Annotated in this window: 18 protein-coding genes; 7 read left to right on the forward strand and 11 right to left on the reverse strand. The window is 68.0% G+C overall.

Features of this window, described 5'->3' with window-relative positions; all coding sequences use genetic code 11:
• Nucleotides 1-6 precede the first annotated feature (6 nt).
• The 5 genes from KIH74_RS28790 to KIH74_RS28810 are packed head-to-tail and all read left to right on the forward strand — an operon-like array spanning nucleotide 7 to nucleotide 9861.
• Nucleotides 7-927, forward strand: coding sequence for a TauD/TfdA family dioxygenase (locus KIH74_RS28790; RefSeq protein WP_214159513.1), 921 nt, complete (start codon nucleotides 7-9; stop codon nucleotides 925-927).
• Nucleotides 924-2198, forward strand: a complete 1275-nt coding sequence (locus tag KIH74_RS28795; RefSeq protein ID WP_214159514.1) for a phenylacetate--CoA ligase family protein — start codon at nucleotides 924-926, stop codon at nucleotides 2196-2198. The genes KIH74_RS28790 and KIH74_RS28795 overlap by 4 nt, the downstream gene beginning before the upstream one ends.
• Before the next feature lie 4 nt (nucleotides 2199-2202).
• A complete protein-coding gene (locus tag KIH74_RS28800; RefSeq protein ID WP_214159515.1) occupies nucleotides 2203-3426 on the forward strand; it encodes an aminotransferase class V-fold PLP-dependent enzyme in 1224 nt (407 codons plus the stop codon).
• On the forward strand, nucleotides 3426-3614 hold the full coding sequence (locus KIH74_RS28805) for an MbtH family protein (protein WP_214159516.1): 189 nt from the start codon (nucleotides 3426-3428) through the stop codon (nucleotides 3612-3614). The genes KIH74_RS28800 and KIH74_RS28805 overlap by 1 nt, the downstream gene beginning before the upstream one ends.
• Before the next feature lie 28 nt (nucleotides 3615-3642).
• Entirely contained in the window at nucleotides 3643-9861 is a 6219-nt protein-coding gene (locus KIH74_RS28810) for a non-ribosomal peptide synthetase (protein WP_214159517.1), read from the forward strand.
• A 166-nt stretch (nucleotides 9862-10027) separates the two neighbouring features.
• On the opposite strand, the gene KIH74_RS28815 is transcribed toward KIH74_RS28810, so the two are convergent.
• Nucleotides 10028-10966, reverse strand: coding sequence for a diacylglycerol/lipid kinase family protein (locus KIH74_RS28815; protein ID WP_214159518.1), 939 nt, complete (start codon nucleotides 10964-10966; stop codon nucleotides 10028-10030).
• A 70-nt stretch (nucleotides 10967-11036) separates the two neighbouring features.
• Between KIH74_RS28815 and KIH74_RS28820 the strand changes: the two genes are divergently transcribed.
• Nucleotides 11037-11828: a DUF1206 domain-containing protein gene (locus KIH74_RS28820; protein WP_214159519.1), complete on the forward strand. Its 792-nt coding sequence runs from the start codon at nucleotides 11037-11039 to the stop codon at nucleotides 11826-11828.
• Here the strand turns inward: KIH74_RS28820 and KIH74_RS28825 are convergent.
• The 10 genes from KIH74_RS28825 to KIH74_RS28870 form a co-directional block, all read right to left on the reverse strand.
• Entirely contained in the window at nucleotides 11813-12526 is a 714-nt protein-coding gene (locus KIH74_RS28825) for a phosphatase PAP2 family protein (RefSeq protein ID WP_214159520.1), read from the reverse strand. The genes KIH74_RS28820 and KIH74_RS28825 overlap by 16 nt on opposite strands.
• The gene (locus KIH74_RS28830; RefSeq protein WP_214159521.1) at nucleotides 12523-13248 is read right to left on the reverse strand and encodes a phosphatase PAP2 family protein; all 726 of its coding nucleotides are present in this window, start codon (nucleotides 13246-13248) and stop codon (nucleotides 12523-12525) included. The genes KIH74_RS28825 and KIH74_RS28830 overlap by 4 nt, the downstream gene beginning before the upstream one ends.
• A 303-nt stretch (nucleotides 13249-13551) precedes the next feature.
• The gene (gene larC, locus KIH74_RS28835) at nucleotides 13552-14784 is read right to left on the reverse strand and encodes a nickel pincer cofactor biosynthesis protein LarC (RefSeq protein WP_214159522.1); all 1233 of its coding nucleotides are present in this window, start codon (nucleotides 14782-14784) and stop codon (nucleotides 13552-13554) included.
• Nucleotides 14781-15467, reverse strand: coding sequence for a nickel pincer cofactor biosynthesis protein LarB (gene larB / locus KIH74_RS28840; protein ID WP_214159523.1), 687 nt, complete (start codon nucleotides 15465-15467; stop codon nucleotides 14781-14783). Before larB ends, larC begins: the two co-directional genes overlap by 4 nt.
• On the reverse strand, nucleotides 15460-16299 hold the full coding sequence (gene larE / locus KIH74_RS28845) for an ATP-dependent sacrificial sulfur transferase LarE (protein ID WP_214159524.1): 840 nt from the start codon (nucleotides 16297-16299) through the stop codon (nucleotides 15460-15462). Before larE ends, larB begins: the two co-directional genes overlap by 8 nt.
• Before the next feature lie 56 nt (nucleotides 16300-16355).
• Nucleotides 16356-17507 carry a DUF362 domain-containing protein gene (locus tag KIH74_RS28850; RefSeq protein ID WP_214159525.1) on the reverse strand — a complete coding sequence of 384 codons (1152 nt, stop codon included), beginning with the start codon at nucleotides 17505-17507 and terminating at the stop codon, nucleotides 16356-16358.
• Complete coding sequence (locus tag KIH74_RS28855; RefSeq protein WP_214159526.1) at nucleotides 17453-18349, reverse strand: prenyltransferase/squalene oxidase repeat-containing protein; 897 nt, start codon at nucleotides 18347-18349, stop codon at nucleotides 17453-17455. Before KIH74_RS28855 ends, KIH74_RS28850 begins: the two co-directional genes overlap by 55 nt.
• A 4-nt stretch (nucleotides 18350-18353) precedes the next feature.
• Nucleotides 18354-19601: a hypothetical protein gene (locus KIH74_RS28860; protein ID WP_214159527.1), complete on the reverse strand. Its 1248-nt coding sequence runs from the start codon at nucleotides 19599-19601 to the stop codon at nucleotides 18354-18356.
• A complete protein-coding gene (locus KIH74_RS28865) occupies nucleotides 19594-20694 on the reverse strand; it encodes a hypothetical protein (protein ID WP_214159528.1) in 1101 nt (366 codons plus the stop codon). The genes KIH74_RS28860 and KIH74_RS28865 overlap by 8 nt, the downstream gene beginning before the upstream one ends.
• A 299-nt stretch (nucleotides 20695-20993) precedes the next feature.
• Entirely contained in the window at nucleotides 20994-22541 is a 1548-nt protein-coding gene (locus KIH74_RS28870; RefSeq protein ID WP_214159529.1) for a B12-binding domain-containing radical SAM protein, read from the reverse strand.
• A gap of 587 nt (nucleotides 22542-23128) precedes the next feature.
• On the opposite strand from KIH74_RS28870, the gene KIH74_RS28875 reads away from it, so the two are divergent.
• A complete protein-coding gene (locus KIH74_RS28875; RefSeq protein ID WP_214159530.1) occupies nucleotides 23129-24088 on the forward strand; it encodes a hypothetical protein in 960 nt (319 codons plus the stop codon).
• The last annotated feature ends 130 nt before the right edge of the window (nucleotides 24089-24218 follow it).

Here is a 24218-nt window from a genome sequence, read left to right on the forward strand (position 1 = left end):
AGGCCGTTGAGCGAGGGAACCCGGGTGACACTGTGCACCCCGACCGTGCCCGGCCTCGACGCACGTGACTGGCTGACGGGCCCAGGGCCGGGACCGGCCGGGCTGCGAGACACCAACGGAGCGGTCCTTCTGCGCGGTTTCAGACCCCTGGATTCCGAAGGGCTGTCCGCACTCGCCTCGGCGATGTCGGGAGAGCTGCTCGATTACACCAATCGGTCGACGCCGCGCACCCGCGTCAGCGGCCGGGTCTTCACCTCCACGGAGTACCCGGCCGACCAGACGATCCCGATGCACAACGAGATGTCGTACGCCGATTCCTGGCCGGACACCCTGTTCTTCGCCAGCGTGGTGCCGGCGGCCGAGGGCGGCGAGACCCCCCTGGCGGACAGCTCCCGGGTCTACGACCGGATACCTGCCGAAACCCGTGGGCGGTTCGAGCGGGACGGCGTCATGTACGTGCGCAACTTCGGCAGCGGGCTGGATCTGAGCTGGCAGGAAGCTTTCCAGACGCAGGACCGCAGCGAGCTGGAGGCCTACTGCAAGGAGCACGGCATCCAGACCGAATGGATGGATGACGACCGGCTCAGGACGCGACACGTCGTGCAGGCGAGCGTGATCTCGCATCGGACAGGCCGCAAGGTGTGGTTCAACCAGGCTCACCTGTTCCACGTGAGTTCGCTGCCCAGTCACGTCGAACATGAGCTTCGGGAGAGCTTTTCGGAGGACGAGCTGCCTCGCAACGCCCTGTACGGCGACGGCACCCCGCTGGCGGCGGACGACCTGGGGGCGATCCGTTCGGCCTACGCAGCCGAGGAGGTGGCGACCCGGTGGCAGGCCGGTGATGTCATGATCGTGGACAACGAGCAGTTCGCGCACGGACGCAGACCCTATGCCGGGGCCCGCTCGCTGCTGGTGGCCATGACATGAGCGAGCCGGCGACGTTCGAAGCGGTGCGTGACGAGATCGACTACGCCTACGACCGGACGGTCTTCTTCCGCGAGCACATGCAGGCCCATGGTCTGACGCCACAGGACATCAAGAGCCCGGAGGACTTCCTTCGCATCCCGGCGACATCGAAATCCCACTACCGCCGCAATTTCCCGGCTGGTGTACTGGCCCGCGGATACACCCTCACCTCGCCCGGCGTCATGCGCTTCCAGAGTTCGGGTACCTCCGGCGAGCGCCTGAACAGCGCCGTCCTGGCGTACGACCTGGCGCGTCGGCAGGGGACGGGGCTGGGGGTGAACCGCCGGTTCGACGGTCTGTGGCGGCCCGGCGGCCGTCCACGTATCTGCCGGTTCGCTCCGCCCAACTGCTCGGACGTCGAGTGCGCGACGGGTTTCTCGTCCATGCAGGACCGGACGCTGCCGGACGGCACCCTGGTCCTGACCGTCGCGCACGACCTGCTGGCGACCCCGCAGTGGCAGATCGTCAAGGCGCTCGACGAGATCGACGCGTACGAACCCGACCTGCTGGTGGTGGATCCGACGCACCTGGCCTTCCTGACCCGCTGGGCCGCCCGGCTCGGGCGTCGGATCACCTCTCCGCGCACGTTGCACGTGGTCTGCGGTTACACGTTGATGACGCGGGTGGCCCGGCGGTGCATCGAGGCTTTCATGGGACCGGACGTCCCGATCGGGGACATGATCGGGATGTCGGAGCTGGGGTACCTGGGCTTCGAGTGCCATGAGGGTGGGCGGCACATCAACGATGTCGACTTCTACCCGGAGTTCCTGCGGGATGGCCGGCCCGTCGAGGAGGGCAGCCCTGGCGAGCTGTGCGTCACCACGATCGATGATGCTCTGGTGCCGCGTATCCGCTACGCCACGGGTGACTGGTTCACACCGCTGGGCCGTTCCTGCGAGTGCGGGAGCGAGCTGCCGTTGGTGCGGATCGAGGGCCGGGCCACCCACATGATGCGGCTCCGGGACGGACGGGTGATCACGCCCGGGGGTGTGGACGCGGCGGTCGGGGATCCCCCGTGGCTGGACCTGTACCAGATGGAGCAGGACGCGACCGGAGCCTGCACCTTCCGGTACATCGCCCAGGACTCGGCACATCCGCAGGACGTGAAGGCGCTGCAAGCGCGTCTGGGCGAGCTCCTGAGCCCTGAGGAGGTCCGTTTCGAGGCCGTGGACTACATCGCCTCCGAACGCAGCGGAAAGTTCCAGCCGTGCATCTCCGCGAAAGGACGGTGACGAGGTGAAGAGCCCCTACCGACAGGACTTCCCGGCGCTGAGCCGGCAGATCGACGGTCAGGTGATCTCCTATTTGGACAACGCCGCCACCACGCTGAAACCGCGCACGGTCATCCGGGCCGTGACGCAGTACTACGAGAACAACGGTGCCAACATCCACCGGGGCAAGCACCGTCTGTCCGAGGAGGCGTCGGACGCGTACGAGAACGCGCGCACGACGATAGCCCGGTACATCGGGGCCGCCGCGAACGAGGTGGTGCTGCTGAGGAACACGACGGAGGCACTGAACCTGGTCGCCGGCGGGCTGGAGCTGGAGCAGGGGGCCCGCATCGTGGGGACCCTGGACGCCCATCATTCCCAGATACTGCCCTGGCGCCGGGCCGGGCAGCTGGAGCTGACCCGGACGGACGCCCGGGGGCGTCTGGACCGTGAGCATTTCCGGCAGTTGCTGCGCACCCGTCCGCAGGTCGTGGTCCTGACCCATTGCTCGAACGTGACCGGGGTGATCCATCCGGTCGAGGAGCTGATCGCCGAGGTCCGGGCGGCCGGTGACGCCACGATCGTGCTGGACTCGGCCCAGTACCTGCCCCATGGGCGGGTCAACGTGCATGCCCTGGGAGCCGATTTCATGGCGTTCTCGATGCACAAGATGCTGGGCCCATCGGGCGTCGGCTGTCTGTTCGGCCGTAGCGAGTTGCTGGCCGGGCTGCGTCCGGCGAACCTGGGCGGAGGCATGGTCGACTGGGTCGATCTGGCGGGCAGCGTCGACCGGCGTGTTCCGTACCGGTTCGAGGCCGGGACTCCCGACATCGCCTCGGTCATCGGCAGTGCGGCCGCGATCGACTATCTGGACGGGCTGGACGCTCGGCACTGGCACGAGCATGCCGGGCACCTGTGCAGTGCTCTGGTGGGTGGGGCTCTCGAGGCTTCCGGTGTGCGGCTGATCGGCCCTCCCGATGTGAGGGACCGTACGGCCTTGGTCTCCCTGCGCCTGGACGAGGGCGTGCCCACCGGGGATGTCGCCCGGATGCTCAGTGACTCCTACGGAATCATGGTGCGCAGCGGGCACATGTGCTCGCAGCCGCTCGTCACCGAATTGGCCGGTGACCAGATCCTGCGGGTGGCCGCGTACCTGTACAACGACGTGGCCGAGATCGAGAACTTCTACGCCGCACTGAGCGAACTGCTGAGCTGGATGGCTCCCCGGACCCGGACCGGGGCGGCGTGATGAGTGACGGCAGCGGCGGCGAGCGCTACCAGGTCGTGGTGAATCACGAGGACCAGTACTCAATCTGGGCGCTGTCACGGCCGGTTCCGCCCGGCTGGCGGCCCGAGGGGTACAGCGGATCCCGGGAGGAGTGCCTCGAGCACATCGACGCCGTGTGGACGGACCTGCGCCCGGCCAGTGTTCGCTGACGGAAGTCCGCTGAGAGAGGAAGGTTTCATGACACACCATGAGCACCGGGTGCCGGACCTGGCCACGCTCGTCCTGGACCGCAGCCACACCCAGCGGTCCGCCGTCGCTGTCACGGACGGGACGCTCGAGGTCACCTTCGCCGAGTTCGCCGATCGCGCCGCGCGTCTGGCCGGCCATCTGCGTGATCTGGGTGTGGGTCCGGAGGTGCGCGTGGGCGTCCTTCTGGACCGTTCCCTGGATCAGCTGGTGTCCCTGACCGCCGTGCTCCTGGCCGGTGGCGTCTACATCCCACTGGACCCGTCCTACCCTTCGGCGCGGATCACCTACATCCTCGAGGACGCGCGAGCGCAGGTCGTCATCGGCCGGCATGGGTCGCTGGAACGGGTGGACGTCGGCGCCACCGTGCGGGCGGTACGCGTGGACCAGGACGCCGAGACCATCGCCCGGGTGTCGCCGTACCGCCCCGGGCCGGTGAATCCCGATCACCTGGCGTACATCGTCTACACCTCGGGATCGACCGGGCGGCCCAAGGGCGCGATGAACACCCGGGCCGCTCTGGCCAGCCATCTGCACTGGATGCAGCAGCACTACCCGCTGGGGCCGGGAGACGTCGTCCTGCAGAAGACCCCGGTGGGATTCGACGTGTCGATCAGCGAGTGCCTGTGGGGTCTGGGCGCCGGGGCGCACACGGTGGTCGCCGGCGCGGGCGCCCACCGTGACCCCGACCTCCTGGCGCGACTCGTCCGCCGTCACGGCGTGACGGCGGCACATTTCGTACCGTCCATGTTCAGCGTCTTCCTCGACACGGCCGACTTGTCCGGCTGCGGGACGCTGCGCCACGTCGTCCTGATCGGCGAGGCGGTCACCGCCCCACTGGTGAGGCGTTTTCTGGGCAGTGGCCTGAGCGCGCAACTGCACAACCTCTACGGCCCGGCCGAAGCGGCGATCGCGGTCACGCGCTGGCCCTGCCTGACGGACGCGGACGGTCCGAGCGTTCCGATCGGAACCGCCGCGCCGCGGACGGACATTCACGTGCTCGACGATCGCCAGCAGCCGGTGCCCGCCGGTGACGAGGGCGAGCTGTACATCGGTGGCACGCATGTCGGTCGCGGTTATCACGACCGGGCCGCCCTGACGGCGGAACGCTTTCTGCCCGACCCGTTCTCCGGTGTCGGGGGAGCCCGCCTGTACCGCACGGGTGACCGGGCCCGGGTCCGGCCCGACGGGGTCCTGGAATTCCTCGGACGGGTCGATCACCAGGTGAAACTGCGCGGTGTGCGCATCGAGCTCAGCGAGATCGAGGCCGTGCTCGCCGGTGCTCCCGGAGTTCGTGACGCCGCGGTGGTGATGCACGGAAACGGCGAGGCGGCCCGGCTGGTCGCCTACGTCGCCGGTGCCGTCTCCGAACCCGGCCTGCGCGAGCAGGTCGCGGAAGTGCTGCCCGAGACGATGATCCCGGCCGCCTTCGTCGTGATGGACGAGTTGCCGCTGTCGCCCAACGGAAAGCTCGACCGGGCCGCGCTGGCGGCCCTCGAGCCGACACCGGCACCGACCGGGCAGGCCGGCCCTCGCGGGGCCACCGAGCACGCGGTGGCTGCTGCCTGGGAGCAGGTGCTCGGCATCGAGGGCATCGGTCGGGACAGCGAGTTCACGGCAGTCGGCGGTACGTCGCTTCATGCCGTGCGCGTGGTCTCGCGGCTGCGGGCCGAGCACGGATCCGCTCTGGGCATCGGCGAGTTCTTCGAGGCCGGCACGGTCGCCCGCATCGCCGCGCTCCTGGAACGTTCCGAGAAGACCCACACCGTTCTGCCCCATCGGGCCGACGCGCCCCTGCTGCCCTCCGGTGGGCAACGTCGCCTGTGGTTCCTGGACCATCTCCATCACACGGCCGGGGTCTCCTACAACATTCCCGTCGTCACCCGCATCCGTGGCCCGCTCGACGTCGAGGCCCTGCGCAGCGCGCTCGACGACGTGCTCACACGGCACGAACAGCTCGGTATGGCACTGCCGTTCACCGACGGGGATCTCCGGGCGGTCACCACCACCGGGGTTCTCGACCTCGAGGTGCTGTCGGTGGACGGCAACCCGCTGGAAGCCGCCACCTTGATCGCTGAGCGGTCCCGAACACACCTGGACCTCAGCCACGGACCACTGGTGCGGGCGAGCCTGCTACGGCTGGGAACCCACGAACACGTTCTGGTTCTTGTTCTCCACCACGTCGTCGCGGACGGGTGGACCGTCGACATCCTCGACCGGGACCTGGCGCTGGCCTACTCCGCGCGGGTCGCCGGCCGCCGGCCCTTGTTCGCTGAGAACACGCACACCTACCGAGATTTCGTACAGTGGAGCCGGGACCGCGAAGAGGACCTGGGCCCCTGGCGCGCCCAGCTGAGCGGCGCGCCGGTGGTGCTCGACCTGCCCACCGACCGCCCTCGCCCGGCCGTGCGGGCCCACCGCGGAGCCCGTGTCGTCACCCGGGCCGCAGGAGTGCTCGCGGACGTCGTCGCCGTCGCGACCGCGACCCGGACCACTCCCTACGCCGTGTGTGCGGCCGCGCTCGGGCTGTTCCTGCGGGAACTGACCGGTGCCGGTGACCTGCTCGTCGCCTCGCCCACCGCGGGACGCCCCGACCCGGGACTGGAGGAGGTCGCCGGGTACTTCGCCAACACCGTCCCGATCCGGCTACGGCCCGGGAGCGGCACCTTCACCCAGATCACCGCCGACGTGCACCGCAGCGTGCTCGAGGCCCTCGAGCACCAGTACGTCCCCTTCGAGTCCCTGGTGCGTGAATTCGCTCCTGCCGGAGACCTGTCCCGTTCTCCCCTGACTCAGGTCGCTGTCGCCTACCAGGGACCCCGCCGACCGTACGCGATGCTGACCGGACTGGAGCTGGAGCCGCTGGCCTCGGACACCGGCACCGCGAAGTTCGATCTGACCTTCGAGATCCACGAGAGCGGCGACGACCTCGAGCTGAGCCTGGAGTACGACTCGGACCTGTTCACGTCCGGCCGGGCCCGGGAGATGCTCCAGCGTTACGCTGCTGTGCTGGCCGAGCAGACCGGTGAGGACGCCCCCGCGCCAGGCACCCACGAGCCGTGTCTGCACGAGGTCTTCACCCAGGTCGCCCGGCAGTTCCCGCACCGGGTCGCTGTCGTCGACAAACACCGCTCGCTGTCGTACGCCGAGCTGGACCGGGCCTCGAACGAGCTGGCGCAGCGGCTCGTGGCCTGCGGGGCCGGCCCGGAGCATCTGGTCGGTCTGTGCACCGAACGGGGGGTGGACCTGGTCGTCGCGGTTCTGGGAGTACTCAAGTCGGGCGCCGCGTACGTACCCCTGGACCCGGGGCACCCGGCGGCGCGCTCGCGGTACGTCCTGGATGACGCGGACTGCCGGCTGGTCGTGGCGGACGCCGAGAACGCCGAGACGCTCACCGCCCCCGGTCGTACCGTGGTGACCATCAGCGGTCAGGGCCCGCTCGTGGGCAGCGAGCGGGGCCCGCAGGTCGGCGTCCGCTCCGGCCACGCCGCCTACGTCATCTACACCTCGGGCTCGACCGGACGGCCCAAGGGCGTTGTCGTCCCCCACGCCAACGTGCTGCGTCTGTTCGCGGCGGCCTCGGCCGACTACCGCTTCGGGCCCGACGATGTGTGGACGCTGTTCCACTCCGCTGCTTTCGACTTCTCGGTCTGGGAGCTGTGGGGCCCGCTGCTGCACGGCGGGCGCCTGGTCGTCGTGGACCACGTCACCAGTCGTGATCCCGGCGCGTTCCTGGATGTGCTGCGCGCCCGGCAGGTCACGGTGCTGAGCCAGACGCCCACCGCTTTCCGGCATCTCACCGCGGCTGCCGAAGACGCCGGTTTCCCCCCGCTCGACCTGCGCCTGGTCGTCTTCGGCGGTGAGACGCTGGAACCGTCGGCCCTGCGCACCTGGGTCAAGGGTTACGGCATGGATCGTCCTCGCCTGTTCAACATGTACGGCATCACCGAGACGACCGTCCACGTGACGATCCGCGAACTCGGGCCCACCGACCTGGACGCTGCGGTCAGCCCGATCGGCAGGCCTCTGGACGGTGTGCGGGTTCATCTGCTCGACCCGGAGATGCACGAGGTGCCCGCCGGGGTCGAGGGCGAGATCTACGTCGCCGGAACCGGAGTGGCCCGTGGCTATCTCGGCCGTCCGGCGCTCACCGCCCAGCGTTTCGTCCCCGACCCGTTCGGGGCGCCGGGGGAGCGCCTCTACCGCACCGGTGATCTCGCCGTGCGGCTGGAGGGCAGTGGGGAACTGGCCTTCCGCGGACGCTCGGACTCCCAGGTGCAGTTGCACGGTTTCCGGATCGAGCTGGGTGAGGTCGAACGCGCCCTTCTGGATCAGCCGGGGGTGCGGGCCGCCGTGTGCCTCCTGAGTCAGGAGGCCCCCCACGAACCGCGTCTCGTCGCCTTCGTGGTGACGCAGCGGCCGCCAGAGGTGCGCCAGCTGCGCGCTGAACTGGCGAAGATCCTTCCCACCCACATGCTGCCGTCCGAGATCGTGTGGTGTGAGGCGCTGCCGCTCACCGTCAACGGCAAGCTCGACCGGGAGGCGCTGCTGACCCGGCGGACGGTGGCCCGCTCGTCCCGGCCGGGCGAGAATCCCGGTGATCAGCCACGTTCGGATGCTGAACACACTCTGGCCCGGATCTGGGCGCAGGAGCTGAACGTCGAGGCCCCAGCCGTGGACGACAACTTCTTCGCCGTCGGAGGTGACTCCATCCGCGCCATTCGCGTGGGCATTGCCGCGCGCGAGGCCGGTCTGCCGGTGACCGTGGAACGGCTGTTCCTGCATCCCACGATCCGCGAGCTGGCCCAGGAATGCGCCCGTCTCGGCGCGCAGCAGGAGCAGGAATCCGTTTCTGACACGGTACTGCCGCCGGCCACCCCGGCGCTGCCCGAAGGAGTGGTGGACGCCTATCCGACGGCCTCGATGCAGCTGGGCATCCTCTACGAGTGCGAGCTCGCCGACGACCGTCCCGAGCTCTACCACGACCTGGCCAGCGTCCGGCTGAGCGGCCGTTTCGACCGGGGCGCACTGCGGCGGGCCCTGGACGCCATGAGCGACAACCACGAGCTTCTCCGGACGTCGTTCGCCCTCGCCCAGTTCGACGTGCCGATGCAGCTCGTGCACAGCAGTGCCCGAATACCGCTCGAGGTCGATCAGCTCAGTGGCCACGATGCCACCGCCGAAGCCCAGGCCTGGTGGCAGAAAGAACTGAGCCGGGCGTTCGATTTCGCATTGCCCCCGCTGGTGCGCTGCCACGTACTGGTCGAAAGTCCCCAGCATCACCGCCTCTCCCTGGCCCTGCACCACATCGTGCTGGACGGCTGGAGCCTGGCCCAGCTGATGACCGAACTGCTCCAGGCCTACGACACGGCCCTGGGAAGCGGTAGCGCCGCGCTCGGCGGGGCTCCGGCGGCACGCTACCGCGACTTCGTCGCCGCTGAGCAGGCCGCGATCAATTCCGTTCCGGCGCGCGCGTTCTGGCAGGACCAGGTCGGCCGCCTGCCCGATCCGGAGCTGCCGGTGCTGCCCACCGAGCCGTTCGGTGGCACCGGGGATCTGCCCGGCGCCCTCGACGAGAACATCCGGCAGGCCGCTGCACGCATCGGCACCCCCCAGAAGTCCGTGTACCTGGCCGCCCACCTGTGGGCACTGGCCCAGCTGACCGGCCGGTCCAAGGCCGCTTCGGGGGTGCAGATGAACGGTCGGCTCGACGAAGCCGGATCAGACCGGCTGCTGGGTGTCCTGCTCAATGTGCCGCCGTTGCTGACCGAGGTGTCCGGGCGCACCTGGGCCGAACTGGCCCGGCAGGCGTTCGAGGCGGAGCGGACGGCGCAACCGCACCGACGGTTCCCGCTGGGCCAGATCAGGCGTCTCGCTCAGCGCCCACTGTTCATGGTGGCTTTCAACTTCATTGATTTCCACAACCTCGACCGCACCCGCGACCTGACCCACCTGGACGTGGTGGACTGGTGGTTCGCCGATCAGCACAGCTTCCCCCTGCGGGTCGAGTTCTCGCGCAGTCCCGAGACCGGGGCCCGCGTTCTGCACGTCTCGACCGGGGTGAACGCGGACCATCTGTCCGGCACAGCCCGGCACCTGGACCGTCTGATCCGTGAGGCGCTGCGTCTGATCGCGCAGGACGAACACGCTACGTGTCCTGACCCCCAGAAGGCGGACTCTCAGCTCGTTGAAAGGCCGGCCGTCACGTAGGCGTATCTGCGCCGCCTCGGCCGGCAGCACCTGATCTGCGCGGCAGACGTCAACGGTTGGCTGGAGCGGACCGATGGACCTTACCCGTCCGGGCTCTGACGGAAGGTACGGGCTGAGGCGAAGGTTGGCCGGCCGGTGGCCCAGATCGGGCCACCGACCGGCGTCTTCAGGCGGCCGGCACCCGCACGACGAGACATCCGGGCTGGATCACCAGGCGCACGGAAGAGGCCTCACCGAGGACGTCGCCGTCGACCTCGCACGGCTGGGCAGGGACGACCTGGAGGGTGACGTCGCGCCCGCGCTGCCGCTGCACGGACGGGCCGTCGCCGGAACGCGTGAGCACACGCGCCGCCACGGCCAGCCACCCGCCGAGGCTCTTGGGAGTCAGGACGGCCACGTCGAGGAGGCCGTCATCGATCTGGGCGTCCGGCAGCAGCACCATGCCTGCCTGGAGTTCCCCACAGTTGCCGACGACAACGGTGCGCGCGGCCTCGTAGGTGCTCGTCTCGCCGTCGAGCCCGAGGGTCAGCCCGAAGCCGTCGTCGCCGAGATGCTGACCGGCCGAAGCGACGTACGCCGCCCAGCCGGCCTTGTCCTTCAACGCCTCCGGGGCGTCGTCCATCATCTGGGCGTCGAAGCCGAGCCCAGCCATGACCACGAAGCAGTGCACGTTGTCGGCCGGAGAGGGCGGGGCCTGCTCCTGCTGAGCCGGGGTGGGATCGACCACGAGCCAGCCGGCATCGATGGCGCGCTCCTGCCCGGTGAGGGCCACCTGGAAGGCCTTGCGCAGGTCGTCCAAGGGGAGGCCGATGTTGCGGGCCAGGAGGTTGCCGGTACCGCCGGGCAGCAGGCCGAGGGCCGCGTCGGCACCGACGAGAGCCTGGGCCACGGCCCGCACCGTGCCGTCGCCGCCGAAGGCGCAGACCAGCTGGGCACCGGCCTCGATCGCCTCGCGGGTCTGCCCGAAACCGGGGTCGTCCTCGGTCGTCTCCAGCAGGCGAAGATCCTCGACGCCCGCGGCTTCGGCCTCCTCCTGGAGGACCTCCCGGACGTCGTCGAGGTCGACCTTGGTCGGGTTCACGACCACTGCCACGCTTGATGTCATGGCGTGCACTCTTGCACCCCAGGGGTGGTTCGTGGGAAGCGGATCTCCCGGACATAGCTAGGTTTGACGCATGATCACCGGGCCGAACGACGGCGTCCAGAGAGCCGCGCATCACGCGGGCGACAACCCTGTCATCGACTGGGGGGCTCGCCTGGGTTACGCGGCCAACGGCCTGATCCACCTGCTGCTGGCCTGGCTGACCCTGCAAATCGCCTTCGGCAATTCCTCCGGCCAGGCCAGCCAGTCCGGTGCCCTGGCCGAGGTGGCCAAGCAGCCCTGGGGCAAGGCGCTGCTGTGGCCCGTCGTCGCCGGCTTCGTGCTGCTGGCGCTCTGGCAGATCACCGAGATCATCACCCGCCGCAAGATCTCGGACAAGGCCAAGGCCGGCGGCAAGGCCGTGGTCTACCTCGCACTGGGGGTGACCGCGTTCCAGTTCGCCCACGGCAGTGGGACATCCAGCAACAAGCAGACCAGAGACTTCACCCGCACCGTCATGGGCTGGCCCGGGGGCCGTCTGATCGTCGCCGCCATCGGGATCGGCATCCTCGGCGTCGCCGCCTACCACGTGTACAAGGGGTGGCAGAAGAAGTTCCTGGGCGATCTACAGGAGCACCCCGGTTCCTGGGCGGTGTACACCGGGCGGACGGGCTACATCCTCAAGGGAGCAGCCCTGTCCGCCGTCGGCGTTCTCTTCGTCATCGCTGCGGTCCGGCGTCAGGAAGACCAGGCCACCGGCCTCGACGGCGCGCTGCGGGCTCTGCGCGACCTGCCCGCCGGCACAGTGCTGCTGGTCCTGATCGCCATCGGCCTGGCGGCGTACGGGGTCTATTCCTTCGCCCGGGCCCGCTACGCGCGGGTCTGATTCTTCTCGCTGCCCGACCGGCTCAGCCAGGCCCACGCGAGCAGAACGGCGACCAGCCCGTTCAGGACGGCGACCGACACGTCACTGACGTGGTGCATCCCTCGGTACAGCCGCGCCCAGGCGACCAGGAACGGCATCGCCACGCACACCGTCATGACCACGGTTCGCAGCACCCGATGGCGGATGCGCAGCGCCATCAGAGCGAAGCTGAAGTAGAGCGCCGTGGCTGCTCCGGTGTGCCCGCTGGGGTAGCTGGACGTCGGCGGAGAGTCGTCGAGCCGCTCGACGTCGGGGCGTTCGCGATCGATCACCAGGGTGGCGAAGAGGAACACCAGCGACTGCAGCGTGATCGCCAGCAGCGGCACCACCGAGTACCACCACTGCCTGGTGCGCCACCACACCAGCGCCACCACGACCAGGCAGAGCCCGACGATGCTCGCCGTGGCACCGACCCAGGAGAAGACCAGGGTGATGTGGTTGAGGATCGAGGTGCGGCTGTCTTCGAACTGCCGGTTGATGCTCTCCTCGGAATGCCCGAACGACTCCAGCGGGCCGTCCGTGAGCAGCCACCCGCCCGCGGCCACCACCAGCCACCAAGCCGCCATCGGCAGGAAGGCCCGCAGGACGACATCCCGGGCCGCGACTCTCTTCGGCGGCGCGGAGGTGTCGGCCTCCCATCGGGTCAGGACACTGCTCACAAGTTCTCCTTCGCGGCGGGCGCCGGATTCCGGGCCGGATCGTCGGGTGCCGGAGGGGGAAGATTCGGGGTCCATCCCCTATACCCGGCATAAGCCGCCCAGACTAGGCCCACACCGAGCATCACGCCTCCGATGACGTCGGAGGGAAAGTGGGCACCCAGAAACAGGCGGTCGGCGCAGGTGATAGCGACCCACGCCCCGCCCAGGCCGAGGACGAACGGGCGGGCGCGAGAAGGGAGTACGGGCCAGACCAGCACTATCAGAGTGCTCGCGAGCACCGTCGCATTGAGAACGTGCCCGGAGGGAAAGGAGTATCCGGAAGGCTGCGAGACCGGGTCCTCGACAACGGGTCTGGCCCGTTCCACCGCCAGCTTGAGCGACCAGCCGAGCATCCAGCCGACCAGCATCGTCACGATGGCCCACCAGGCCCGGGTGACATAGCTGCGGCGCAACCACATCCACAGGCAGACCGGCAGGCCGATCAGCGGGTATCCGACGAGCGGCTGACTCACCTCCTGCCAGACCTCGAGTACCTGGAGGAAGGCGGGATGCGTGCGGGCGACCCTGGTGGCGGCCACGATGACCGACTGGTCGGCCCGGGCCAGCGGGTCGAACCCGGTGCGCACGAGGTAGGCCAGCAGGGCGAACGGAACCGCGACGACGACCGCATAGACCGCCGCCCGCACCAGCCGTCGGACCCGGCTGCGGAGCATTACATCCATGAAAGCCTTGTTACCCTGCCGCGCGGCGGACGGCACGGCCAAGCGGTCCTGACGGCTCTCCAGGAGAAGCATGATCCTCCAAGGCGCCCCGCCTCTGGCCGTAGGACCCTGTCACGGTTTCCTGAATAGCGACCCCGGGGGGCCAGCGAAGCCGCTGTGCTCCTCGCGTGCGCGGGATGAGCCCCTGACGGACGGTTTTGAGACGACACCGTGGTGTGCTCCCCGTTCCCGCGGGGGTGAGGCCCCTTGGTGGCGGGGAATGACGACACCATCAATTGCTCCCCGCGGTTGCACCTGTGCGGTTCAGTCTGATGGGCCGGGTCGGTGCTCCGGCGGCAGCAGATGACCCACCATCAGTCCCTCATCCGCCGCCGTCTGAACGGCTTCGGCGAGCACCGTCCTTTCGGGCAGCCCGCGAGCGCGGGCCAGTTCGGCGATCTGGTCGAATTCGGGGTTGGCCTGGGTGATGCGTCCGGCTGCGGTGGCGACCTTGATGTCGATGGTGGTGCCGTGGAGGTCGACGGTGGTGATGAATCGTTCGAGAGGGTGCTTGGTGACCGTGGTTTGGCGGATTCCGAGAGTGCTGGTCTCGTGGAAGATGATGGTTTTGAGGCCGGTTGCGAGGTGTGGTGGGCAGAGGGTGTGGAGGGTGTGTGCTGGGCGGCCTTTTTTCATGAGGATGGGTGTGAGCCAGGCGTCGGAGGCGCCGGCGTGCAGGAGATGGCTGAGTATTCCGGGCCAGAGGCGTGGGTCGAGGTCGTCGATGTTGGCTTCGAGGAGCAGGCAGGGTTCGGTTGGCCGGGATGGGTTTTGGGTGGGCTGTCCGATGATGACGCGGGTGATGTTGGGGGCGTTGGGGGTGTCGCGGGTGCCGGCGCCGATGCCGATGGCGGTGGGGGTGATGGGTGGGAGGTCCTCGCAGGTGAGGGCGAGTGTTCTGATGAGTGCCAGGCCGGTCGGGGTGGTCAGTTCACCGGTTCCGCCGGCGTAGACCGGCCATCCGCGGGCGAGTTCGGCGACGGCGGGCGCGGGGACGGGGAGGTGCCCGTGGGCGGTGCGGACGTGTCCGGAGCCGAGGGCGACGTCTCCGGCGGAGATCGACTGGATGCCGAGGTCGTGGAGTGCGGCGCAGACTCCGACGACGTCGGCGATGGAGTCCAGGGCGCCGATCTCGTGGAAGTGGACGTTTTCTTGGGGGATGTCGTGGACGTGGGCTTCCGCGGCTGCCAGGCGGGCGAAGACGGCGATGGCTTGGGCGCGAACGGGTTCGGCGAGTGCACTGTTGTGAAGCAGGGCGTGGATGGAGCGCGCGGTCCGGTGCGGGGGCTGCTGAGTGAGGGGACGTACATGGGCTTTGAGGGCACGCAGGCCGGCCCGGTGGACGGTGCTGGTGCTGATGTGAATGCTTTCGGGAATGACTGTTTCGATGGCGGATCGGACGGCGTCGAGGTGCGCGCCGGCGTCGAGGAGGGCGCCGAGGAGCATGTCGCCGGCTACTCCTGAGGATGCGTCGATCCAGGCGTGGAGGGTGTTCATGATGAGGCGCCGGCTGGCGGGCAGGTGATCTGGGCAGCCAGATGTCCGGCCCCGTAGCCGTTGTCGATGTTGACGACGGCTACGCCGGGGGCACAGGCGTTGAGCATGGTCAGGAGTGCTGCTATTCCGCCGAATGATGCGCCGTAGCCGATGGAGGTGGGGACGGCGATGACGGGTGCCGGGATCAGTCCGGCGATGACGCTGGGCAGGGCGCCGTCCATGCCGGCGACGGCGATGACGGCTTGTGCCTGCCGGAGGGTGTCGAGGTGGCCGAGGAGGCGGTGCAGGCCGGCGACGCCGATGTCGACGAGGAGTTCGGTCCGGCGTCCGAGAAAGCGGGCGGTGAGCCAGGCTTCTCGGGCGATGGGCAGGTCGGAGGTGCCGGCGGCTGCGATCACGACGAGGCCGCCGGTGGGGGTGGGGGGATCGGGGGGCCAGGCCAGGAGGCGGGCTGTTGGGTCGTGCAGGGCGTCGGGCAGGTGGGTGTGGATGGCTTCGGCGTGGGCGGGGTCTGCGCGGGTGAAGAGGGTGACGGTGTCGGGGTGGGTGCCGAGCTGGGCGGCGATGCCGGTGATCTGTTCGGTGCTTTTACCTTGGCAGTAAATGGCTTCGGGGTAGCCGCGGCGGGCGGTGCGCTCGAGGTCGAGGTGCGCGTATGACGAGATGTCGTGCGGGTTATGCATGACTGACCGGCACGAGCGACAGGGTGAAGGCTCCTGACTGGAGTCCGGCCAGATCGATGGTGGCGTAGCGGAAGCCCGCTGCCAGGACGGCTGCGTGGATGGTGGCGCGTCGTGGTTCGGTCAGGGCACGGGGCAGGTCTTCCAGGGGTAGTTCGATGCGGGCGATCTCGCCGTGGTGACGTACTCGTAAGTCGGGAAAACCCATTTCCCGGATGGCTTTTTCGGCCTGCTCGATCTGGCGCAGCTTGTCGGGGGTGACGTCCTGGAAGTGGGGGATCCGGGAGGCCAGGCAGGGGGAGGCGGGCTTGCCGGCGCTGGGCAGGGCGTAGGCCCGGGCGATCCGGCGCACGTCGGTCTTGGTCAGGCCGGCGTCGGCGAGTGGGTGCAGGACGCGGTGGCGGTGGGCGGCACGGCTGCCGGGGCGGTCCGGTCGCCGGGTGTCGTCGGCGTTCTCTCCGTACGCGACGGCGTCGAGGTGATGGGTGTGGACGAGGTCGTCGGTGATCCGGGTGAAAAGTTCGTCCTTGCAGTGGAAGCAGCGGTCAGGGCCGTTGGCCTGGTACTGCGGGCGCTGTCCCTCATGAGTGGGTAGCTCGAGGAGTTTCACGCCGATGTGCAGGGCCACGGTGTGGGCTGCCGCGCGGTCGGTTTCGGCCAGGCTGGGGGAGACACCGATGATGGCGAGCACCTGGTCGTGGCCGAGATGCTCGGTGGCGAGCGCCAGGAGCACGGAGGAGTCGACGCCGCCGGAGAAGGCGACGCCGAGGCGGGTGATGCCGGCCAGTGTCTGGGCGACGGCCTGAGACTTTTCTTGTGTCCACGGGTCGGTCATGGGGACTCCTGGGAGGTGATGACTGGTGTCCGTGACGGTTCGTGATGCGATGTGGATCAGGCGTTGGTGGTGGCGAGCGTGGATCGGGCGAATTCCAGGAGGGTTTCGAGGAGCTGGCGGCGTTCCTGAGGGCTGCGGGACTGCGTGGCGTGGAGCCAGGAGATGTTGGAGGGGGCTTGAAACGTGCTGGTCAGGTCCTGGGGTGGGAGGCCCTGGTGGTGTGCGGCGGTGAGGAGGCCTTTCTGCTCGGCGTACCAGAACTGGGGGATGAGCCCGGGGCTGAATCCCATGAGCTGGGTGGCGACGTAGTCGGTGGTGGCGACGTTCTCGCCGGCGATCAGGGCGCCGAAGGGTCGTGGGGTGCCGTCCAGTGGTCCCATACCTTCCATGCCGGTGACGGCGTCGATGATGGTCAGGCCGGGGCGGACGACGGAGGCGAGATCGGCGATGACCCGGCCGGTTCCGCCGTAGTGGAGCCTGGTCTTGGGGAATCCGTAGACGGCGCCGGGGGCACAACCGAACAGGTTCTTCATGCCGAGGGTCACCGCTGAGCGGTGGTGGGTCTTGAGCTTGGCCAGCGAGATCACCAGGTCGCAGTCGAACAGGATGCTGGGAAGGATGAAACCTGGCATGGAAAGCGAGTCCTGGACGGGTACGGCTTGGAGGTCGGTGAGGTTGAGGTCGATGAAGCGGACGCCGAGGTCGTGGAGGACCTGGCCCAGCCCGGTGTTGCGCAGGATCTGGTCGGTGTCGCGTTCGTGGCCGGATCCGTCGGCGACGAGGACGTGCTCGGGGCTTCCGGTGACGGTGATGAGGTGGCGGAGCAGTTCCCGCACGACGACCGGATGCACGGTGACGTGTTCGTCCGGATGACGGGCCTCGACCAGCCCGACCTTGATCAGCACCCGGCTGCCTGGGTGCAGCGTTTTGGTGGGGTGCAGCGTGTCCAGGCACTGCTGGATGGCGGTGGCGCAGTCCTGGCCGGAGTACTGTGGGCAGGCGGCGATGGTGACGTCGGAGTGCGCGGTCCAGCTTCCGTCCAGGACGCGTTGCAGGCTGTCCAGAGGGCCGTCGTAGTCGAGGCCGACGGTCCGCACGGCCTGGGCATCGGGGGAGGACGCCATGAGCTGGGCGAAGTTGTCGTGGACGTTCTTCAGGTAGTTGCCGGTAACAGGGTCAGGACGTAGGCGGCCATCGCCATCAGCCACAGTCGTTCACCTCCGGTCGTCTCGTGGTGGATGAAATGGCCGAGGGCGCTGCGGCATCCGGCGATGACGTCGGGGTGGGTGGTGACGTCCGCGGCTGCGAGGGCCCAGCTGCTCATGATCATGGTGTAAGGCGTTGTCGTGCCGGGATCGGCGATGTTCTGAGCCACGGTTCGGTGAGCGGCGGCGAGTTCGGGGTCGGGGCCCTCGAGGTGTGTGCAGTTCAGCGCCAGCAGGCCGTAGGGGGTGACGCTGGGCAGGCTGGGTTGCGGGACGCCCATTTTCCCCGGCACATGTGCTCCCCAGCCGCCGTCGGCGCAGCGTAGTTCGAGGACGCGCCGGCGTGTGTCCTGGAGCTGCTCGGGTGGACGCTGGGTGGCCAGGGCGATGGTGGCCACCGCTGTGGGTTCCAGGAATCCGGTGGTGCCGTAGCACCAGCCCCACAGGCCGGGCGTGAGCTCGGCGGCGTCGAGCCAGTCGCTCGCCCGGCTGATGGCCGGTCCGATCCGGGCGTCGTGGTCGCCGGGGGCGCACAGGTGCAGAGCCGTCAGCGCCCGGGCGGTGGTGATGTCGCTGGGCGTGCCGGGGACGTTGGGCCATCCACCGTCCTGGTTCTGGGCGGCCAGGAGAAAGGCGATGGCCTGTTCCACGGTCCGTGCGCTCGTGGCCGCGCGCGAGAGCCCGGCAGGCGTCAGAGCGGTGCAGGCCAGAAGGGCCCAGCAGGTGGCTTCCACCCGGGCCTGAGCGCCGGAGCGCAGGTAACTCCAGGATCCGTCGGCATGCTGGGCGGCAGCCAGGGCATGGATGACGGTCTCGGCCGGGCCGGATCCTGGGGGTGCGGGCATCCTGTCAGGTCTCCTCGGCGGCTGTGGCCGGATCGGGCGCAGGGGCGGACAGGTGTGGTGGCGAGCCGTTCTCGGGAACCGCTGCCGGTACGTCCTCCTCCTGGAGTTTCCAGACGAAGGCGACGCCTCCCTTGGGGAACACCCATTCGTCCAGCTCCACCATGACGGTGTGCGGATCCTCCCGGGGGAGGGTCTCGATCACCGGTTTCTCGCCGGAGACGAAGAAGTCGTAGGTGAGGACGTTGGCGATGTCGGTGCGGGCGTAGTTGAAGGTCAGGGTGATGCCCTTGGTCGGGCGCACGGCCGTGTAGAAGAAGACGTGGTCGCGGCGGCTGAGCTTGGTGGCGACCGAGTAGTGCACGGCCACTTCCTGGCCCTGCTTGGCCGCCAGGCCCTCGTCCTCGCAGTGAATCTCGTACGCTCCGTCGCCGGTGACCTTGCTGGTCTTCTCGAGCTCCCGGTCGTCGATCGAGAACCGGTACAGATCAAGGGCCTTGGGGCTGTCCCGGGGAAGCGCGGCCGATTCCTCGACCCGCCAGGTGAAGATGTAGTTCGGGTCGCGGGTGCGGACGTTGTACTGGTCAGGATCGAGCACCCGGGCGAAGATGAACTTGCTGACGTTTAGTTTCGTGCGGTACCGCAGTGACACGACCACGTCGTAGTACTCGTCCCGCACACTCTGCGGTTCCGTCTCGCGCACGTTGCTGAGGGTGACGTCGATGCGCAGCCCGACGAAGCGTTCCTCATAGCTGAAGGTCTTCTGCAACAGCCCGTCGTAGATCGACCCGCTCATCTCCTCGTCGCCGAGTCTGGCCAGCAGGGCGCCCCGCAGAATCTCATCGAGCTTCTCCTGTCTCAGGAACAGGGTCCGCTGGATGCTGCGGTCCAGAATCAGGGCGCGCGGGATCTCCCGGACCACCGTGTTGGCCAGCGAATCGTCGTGCTCGTCGAGGTTGCGCTGGAACATCAGCTCGAGCGTGCGGTTGCTCTCCTGCCGGATCAGCCACTCGTAGGCGATCCCGATCACCGCCGTGCTCAGCGATGCGTCGGCGACCAGACGCGCCAGGCCGGCCAGGAAGTCGTAGGAGTCGCCCGGGCGCCGCTCCAGCCAGTAACTGCCCGAGTATGTCGCCACGGACAAGAGCACCAGCCCGGTGAGCAGCCATCCCAGTTTCAGGTTGACGATGCGCTGGAGCAGCAGGGAAGAAGCCGGTCTCCGCGGATCGGCGGCGGGGCGCGAGTGCTCAGACAAGGTAGCGCAGGGACTGGGTGCCGGTGATGAAACCCGCGTCCGAGTAGTCGATTCGGTCGTCCCCCGTGACGATCACGAAAATCTCCTCCTGAAGTTCCTTCAGCGATTTCTGCGCATCCTCCGGTGTGACCCCCGCGAGCTCGGCGACGTCACTGCTGGAGCGCCCGACCTGTGCGAACGTCGCAACCCATTGGGTGAGAGGGCTGACTGTCAGATCGCGGACGGTCTGGAGGCACACCCGGTCGACCAGCGCACCGAACTCCTCGTCCCAGCGGCCTGTGGGCAGCCCGGAGGGTGCCAGGCCGGCCAGCGTGGCCTGCTCGGCCTCCTTGATCTTCTCGCGTCCCTGCCGGATCAGCTCGATCAGGGCGTCGATGCCGCAGCGGTGATAGATGGCGGCAGCCATCCGCGCATAATCGGCGTAGAGCCGGTTGATCTGGGTGGCGCGCTGGTCGAACCAGTGGTGGCGTGCGTACTGGTAGACGACATCGGGACCGAAAACCGACGAGCCAATCAGGAGTTCGCCCACGACAACGGCAATGCCCTCCTCCAGGCCCCGCCCCAGCAGATCCGGATTGACCTGCCCGATGATGGCATGGGTCATCTCGTGGGCCAGAAGAATGTCGGACCCGACCGGAACCAGATGCTTCTCCTTGAAATAATTCCCGGCTTCGATACCGTACTCGCGCTCGTCGGCAGCATCCGGGGACGTGGCCGTCCAGTCCATCGTGTCGTACGGGGCAGGAAAGGTTTCGACGATGTGCAGGGCAGGAGAGGAGAAACTCAGGCCGTACCGACGGAAAGAACTTTCGAAGCGTTCATGGTTGCGGGGCATACTGTCCGCAGGGTCGGCCAGCGGCGCGCTCCCACGGAGAACATCGGCCAGACGCCGCAGGTCGCGAGCCACGAGCAGCTTGCGAGCGGCCGGCCCGTCGTACGGTGGCGACGACGATTCGAGGGTCTCGACGACGTCCTCCAGGCGAGCGAGCACCCGTGCACCATCGAATTCGGTATCTCTGAAATATGGTTCAATGAATTGTTCAAATCCCTGGAGGCTCGCAAAATCGCAAGAAGCATAATAGACCGCGCCCATAAGGTATTTGGTCCCGGAAGGTGGAGTAGACCCGCCCATCGCTCTGTCCCTTTCTGAACTGAAGGTGATGACAGGAGCGGGGTCGTGTTCCGGAATCCCGCTCCCGCCCTCACCCTAGCGATTTCCTACTCCCCTCCTGCGGAAGAGAGGACAGGTGCGTCACGGTCATCAGCTGCCTCCGTTGCCGTCTCCCCACACGGGAACCACCCCCTTCCCGCCATCGCTTCGCAGCGCGCGCTGGGACCGGCTCCCGGCACCGCACAGGATGCAGACGCACCCGTCCGCCGAGAGCGCCGCCGTCACGTTGTGCTCCTGACGGACGAGATCAGATCGCTCAGTGTCCGCGTCAGTCCCACCCGCCGGTCCTCGACGATCGCAGCCACAGAAGCGCGAAAGTCATCGCCGGGAGGCTCTTCAGGCCGGCCCATGAGATCGCAACGGTCCAGGATCGACCCGGTGAGCGTGGCGAAGGCAGAGGTGATGCCGGATTCGGCCAGCTCCAGAACCGCCATCGCCGGCCCTTGCTGTGCCGCAGGCAGATTGTCGATCTGGAACGCTGCCCGCTTGGCCAGCTGGTCCACCTCGTGCAGGGGGAGCAGCAACTCCCTCATCAGGTCGTACGCCGCGCTGACGCGAGGGTCGGGGAACGAGAAGTCCAGGCGCAGGCCCTCACGCCGGAGCAGTCCGTCGTGCGTCAGGTCCCTTTCCAGCCGGGTGCCCCGGTAGACCCGGACCTTGTTGGTCAGCGCCTTGTACGAGAAAATCCGGTTCGCCGCCAGAAAATCGGCATTGACGCGGAGCTCGTGCACGGTCGTGCTCGGCTCGAACATGATGAACCCGACCCCCAGGCTGAGCCCCAGCTCACGCACGACCCGGATCGCCTGCGCGTTCTGCTCCACCGTCGTGCGCTTGTCGAAGGCATCCAGCACCCGCTGGTTGCCCGATTCGATGCCCAGGAACACGTGCCGAAGGCCGCCATCCCGCAACGACCTGAACAGGTCCGGATCCACATCGTCGGAGCGGCACTCGAAGGCCCAGGACACCGACAGCCCGCGCGCCACGATCTCCTGGGCCAGGTCCCGGGCGCGCTGCTTGCCGCTGCGCCCGACCAGGAACTCGTCGTCCAGGAACGAGAACGCCCGCGCGCCGTGAACATCGACCAGCCACTGCATCTCGTCGACCACGTTGCCCACCGAGCGTTTACGCCAGGCCGGCCCGGCAGGTTCCTTGTAGAACGCGGGAACCGAACAGAACGTGCACACGAACGGACACCCCCGGGTGGTGACCAGGAAATAATGATCATCACCGAGATAGCGTGACGTCTCATCCCGCACCGGGAACGGCACCGTATCCAGGTCCGCGATCAGTGGCCGTACCGGCGTGACCCGCGAGAGGCCACCGTCGAGGAAGGCGATGCCCGGCACCGAACGCCAGTCATCGCGCTGCTCGAGCGCGCGGGCCAGCGCCACCACCGTCGCCTCGCCCTCGAACCGTACGACGCAGTCGACGCCCGGCAGGATGCCCAGCAGCGTCTCATAATCGAAGGAAGGAACGTGCCCACCCACGCAGATGAGAGCCTTCACCCCGGCTTCCCGAAGCGCGCCGGCGGTCTGGGCCACGGATCCGCTGGCCTCGTCGAACATGATCGAGAATCCGATCATGTCGTAGCCGCCGGCCGTCAGCTGCCGGACCAGCTCGGCCTCGTCAATCCCCAGCAGCGCAGCCTCAAGCACATCCACCGGGTACCCGGCTGCGCCCAGAGCTGCCGCGCAGTACCTCAGGCCGAGGTTCTCGCCGATCCGGAAGAGCTGCGTGTCGTACGGAGGCGATACCAACGCGATGCGCACGGCTTCCTCCCGAGAATCGGACGGGGGTGTCTTCGATGCTACGTGCCGTCGGCAGACGGAACCAGAGCCTGGCGATCGAGCAGCAGGTCTGGGCGACGCACGTAGACTCTCTCGTCCAGGTACCTTCGCCCGTGGCGATAGAGCTGGTGCACACCTCCCGACCGGCCGCGACGAAGTGCCCCGGGTCGTGCACAGAGAGACAAGACAACAGAAGACGTTCTTGCACGCACCAGTGGCGAGGTCGGCCAGGTCGTGACCCACCACGGCTGCCGAGCGGGCATCCTCCAAGATCGACAACACCCGGATGGCGAAATCGCCGATCCGGCCAACATCTTCGCCATCACGCCCGGTGCGAGCAAGAAACCCTCAACGACGACCTGCCCAGTCATCCGCGCGGTCGCGGTCCGGGCGGGGATTGAGATGGATCAGTCTTCTCCACAGCGAGTGCCGGCCGACCGCGCTCACCGAGCAAGGCGGCGAAGCTGAACCGCTGAACCTGAACCGCTGAACCTGAACCGTGTAGACCTCGGCTCTGCATGTAGCTCTCCGGCCGATCAGCGGACGACCGGCCCGGGGCATGTCTCGGAATGGCACTCGCTGTTGCCTATGCGGCGATCTTGATCTTGTCTGCTGAGATGGATCGCTGGCCTGTCATCGTGACCAACGCGTGTGCGGCGGAGTTCGGTCTTCGGGGAAGCGGTGTGGCCCGGCATTGGCTCCAGAATGAGATCGACCGTGCCGGCGTCGTCACGGATGTCCTCCCGGCCGAGATGAAGGGCCGCCGCAGTCCCTCCGGCATGTTCCTGCTGATCGAAGGTCTGCTGGTTCTTCCCCTGGCGTTCGATCACCAGAAGAGGCGTCAATGGATGGCAACGAACTGCATTGCCTTTCCTGAAGTTTCGCAGCGGCGCCGCCAGCAGATCGATCCGCTGTCATTGACGGGATTTGATCTCATGCAGCACGTGAACCTCACCGTGCACGCCGTGGAGAGGTTCCGGGAACGCTGCGGGGCAGCGCCGGGCCCGGGGTTCGCCGCCCAGCAGATGTATCAGGTACTCGGTGTCCAGGCGAGGGCGGTGACCCGGCCGCCAGCCTGGTGCCGCACGCGTCGAGCTGATTTCTACATCGTGTGCGGTGACGACCTGTGCGTGCCGATGTCCGTACGGGGAAGCAACGGCAAGGCGTTCGATGCGCTGACCTGCATCTACCGAGGGGGCGACCTGTTGTCGGTCACCGGGAAAGACCTGCGGGACAGATGCATGCTGGATCCGCTTGCCTTTCGAGAAAATGACCAGCGGCTGAACGACGTTGAGCGGGCCTTCGAGCAGGGAGCCGTGCTCTCCTTCTGGCCGCCGCGTTGGGCCCCGTACGAGAAGCAGCGGCGCCCGTGGATCCATTTCTCCGACACTCTTGCCTCTCCCGCACGGTGGAGTCAGAGTGTGAACCATCAAAAGCCAATCACCGTAGTAGGACTCGTTGAGAAGCGCAGTAAGCTTCAGCGACTGTTTCACCGGCTGCGGAAGGCCATCATCCGCTGGCAGGCTTGATCGGTTGAGCGTCGAAGCCGAGCGGTTCGGCCGATCTTCGGGCGTCCCCGGGACCGGCAGCGCCCGCCGACACTTCATCCGGGAGGATTTGCACGGGTCACGCCGACAACGGCAAGGCCTTCGGGACTTA

The organism is Kineosporia corallincola, from assembly GCF_018499875.1.
Classification (GTDB): Bacteria; Actinomycetota; Actinomycetes; order Actinomycetales; family Kineosporiaceae; genus Kineosporia; species Kineosporia corallincola.

Bases quoted from the DNA above. Each gene is read 5' to 3' on its own strand.
- KIH74_RS28820 (WP_214159519.1), top strand. From the start codon at position 11,037: ATGATCACCGGGCCGAACGACGGCGTCCAGAGAGCCGCGCATCACGCG.
- KIH74_RS28795 (WP_214159514.1), top strand. From the start codon at position 924: ATGAGCGAGCCGGCGACGTTCGAAGCGGTGCGTGACGAGATCGACTAC.
- larB (WP_214159523.1), bottom strand. From the start codon at position 15,467: ATGCATAACCCGCACGACATCTCGTCATACGCGCACCTCGACCTCGAG.
- larC (WP_214159522.1), bottom strand. From the start codon at position 14,784: ATGAACACCCTCCACGCCTGGATCGACGCATCCTCAGGAGTAGCCGGC.
- KIH74_RS28830 (WP_214159521.1), bottom strand. From the start codon at position 13,248: ATGGATGTAATGCTCCGCAGCCGGGTCCGACGGCTGGTGCGGGCGGCG.
- KIH74_RS28815 (WP_214159518.1), bottom strand. From the start codon at position 10,966: ATGACATCAAGCGTGGCAGTGGTCGTGAACCCGACCAAGGTCGACCTC.
- KIH74_RS28805 (WP_214159516.1), top strand. From the start codon at position 3,426: ATGAGTGACGGCAGCGGCGGCGAGCGCTACCAGGTCGTGGTGAATCAC.
- KIH74_RS28810 (WP_214159517.1), top strand. From the start codon at position 3,643: ATGACACACCATGAGCACCGGGTGCCGGACCTGGCCACGCTCGTCCTG.
- KIH74_RS28855 (WP_214159526.1), bottom strand. From the start codon at position 18,349: ATGCCCGCACCCCCAGGATCCGGCCCGGCCGAGACCGTCATCCATGCC.
- KIH74_RS28875 (WP_214159530.1), top strand. From the start codon at position 23,129: ATGGCACTCGCTGTTGCCTATGCGGCGATCTTGATCTTGTCTGCTGAG.
- KIH74_RS28865 (WP_214159528.1), bottom strand. From the start codon at position 20,694: ATGGGCGCGGTCTATTATGCTTCTTGCGATTTTGCGAGCCTCCAGGGA.
- larE (WP_214159524.1), bottom strand. From the start codon at position 16,299: ATGACCGACCCGTGGACACAAGAAAAGTCTCAGGCCGTCGCCCAGACA.